Consider the following 2217-nt stretch of genomic DNA (forward strand, 5'->3'; position numbering starts at 1 on the left):
GACCAAGACCTCGCGCCACATCCCCAACGACATCCTGCGTGAACTGCACGGCTTCATCCACATGTTTGAGGACACGCCCGAGTTCGTGGCGCGCCACATCCTGCGGGAGGCCAAGAGCTACCTGGAAGGCGTGCAGCCGCCGTTTTTCAAGGCACTGCTCGACTATGCCGAAGACGGTTCCTATTCCTGGCACTGCCCGGGCCATTCGGGCGGCGTTGCTTTCCTGAAAAGCCCGGTCGGCCAGATGTTCCACCAGTTTTTTGGCGAGAACATGCTGCGCGCCGACGTCTGCAACGCGGTGGAAGAGCTCGGCCAGTTGCTGGATCACGACGGCGCCATCGGCGCCAGCGAGCGCAACGCCGCACGCATCTTCAACGCCGACCACTGCTTCTTCGTGACCAACGGCACATCCACCAGCAACAAGATGGTGTGGCACCACACGGTGGCACCCGGTGACGTGGTGGTCGTTGACCGCAACTGCCACAAGTCCATCCTGCATTCCATCATCATGACGGGTGCGATTCCGGTGTTTTTGAAGCCGACGCGCAACCATTTCGGCATCATTGGCCCGATTCCGCAGAGCGAGTTCGAACCCGAAGCCATCCGCGCCAAGATCGATGCCAACCCATTGCTCAAGGGCGTGGACAGCAGCAAGGTCAAGCCGCGTGTGCTGACACTGACGCAGTCCACCTACGACGGCGTGCTCTACAACACCGAAACCATCAAAGGCATGCTGGACGGCTACATCGACAACCTGCACTTTGACGAGGCCTGGCTGCCGCACGCCGCCTTCCACCCGTTCTACGGCAGCTACCACGCCATGGGCAAGAGCCGCATCCGGCCGAAGAATGCGGTGGTGTACGCAACGCAGTCCATCCACAAGCTGCTGGCGGGTATCAGCCAGGCCAGTCACGTGCTGGTGCAGGATTCGCAGAACACCAAACTCGACAGGCACCTCTTCAACGAGGCCTACCTGATGCATACGTCAACCTCGCCGCAATACAGCATCATCGCCAGCTGCGACGTGGCCGCTGCCATGATGGAGCCTCCCGGCGGCACGGCGCTGGTTGAGGAAAGCATTGCCGAAGCGCTGGACTTCCGCCGCGCCATGCGCAAGATCGACGAGGAATACGGCACCGACTGGTGGTTCAAGGTCTGGGGGCCGGACAAGCTGGTCGAAGAGGGCATTGGCGAATCGCAGGACTGGATCATCAAGGGCGAGTCCCGCAGCGCCAAGACGGCCAGAAACGGCGCCAACAACTGGCATGGCTTTGGCCAGATGGCCACCGGTTTCAACATGCTGGACCCGATCAAGTCCACCATCGTCACGCCCGGCCTCGACCTGAACGGCAAGTTTGCCAAAACCGGCATCCCGGCCAGCATCGTGACCAAATTTCTGGCCGAGCACGGCGTGATCGTCGAGAAAACCGGCCTCTACAGCTTCTTCATCATGTTCACCATCGGCATCACCAAGGGCCGCTGGAACACGCTGCTGACGGCGCTGCAGCAGTTCAAGGACGACTACGACAAGAACCAGCCGATGTGGCGCATCCTGCCCGAGTTCTGCCAGAAGTACCCCAAGTACGAGCGCATGGGCCTGGCCGACCTGTGCCAGCACATCCATACGCTGTACGCCAAGTACGACATCGCGCGGTTGACAACCGAGGTCTACCTGAGCGATCTGGCGCCCGCCATGAAGCCCAGCGACGCCTACGCCCACATTGCCCACCGCACGACGGAACGGGTTGAAATCGACCACCTGGAAGGCCGTATCACCGTGGGCCTGGTCACGCCGTACCCGCCGGGCATCCCGCTGTTGATCCCGGGCGAGGTGTTCAACCGGAAAATTGTGGACTATCTGAAGTTCTCGCGCGAGTTCAACGCCCAGTGCCCGGGCTTTGAAACAGACATCCACGGCCTTGTGGAACAGGTGGATGCCAAGGGCAAGACGCGCTACTACGCGGACTGCGTCAAACGCTAGGCAGGAATAAACAGGTACTTTCGTTTGCTATAGTCCTTCCCATATTATTGGGAGGGGAGCATGTTCAAGACGATTCTCTTCGGAGTCCTCGGTGTCATCGTCGGTGCAGTATTCCTGCGCGCGCAGGCCAGCGGGGACAGCGAGTTGCGGCTGCTCATGGCCAGCGGCAAGACGGCGGTGGTCGAGCCGATCAAGGAATACAAAAGTTTTTCCCGCAGTGGCCAGACCATCTACAC

Annotated in this window: 1 protein-coding gene; it reads left to right on the forward strand. The window is 60.6% G+C overall.

The window, feature by feature from the left end:
- Positions 1–1981: Orn/Lys/Arg family decarboxylase (locus AC1DWI_RS20360; RefSeq protein WP_477725596.1), on the forward strand; the 1981-nt coding region annotated here is incomplete at its 5' end.
- Between the last annotated feature and the right edge of the window lie 236 nt (positions 1982–2217).

This window comes from Polaromonas sp. P3_C2, assembly GCF_056402675.1.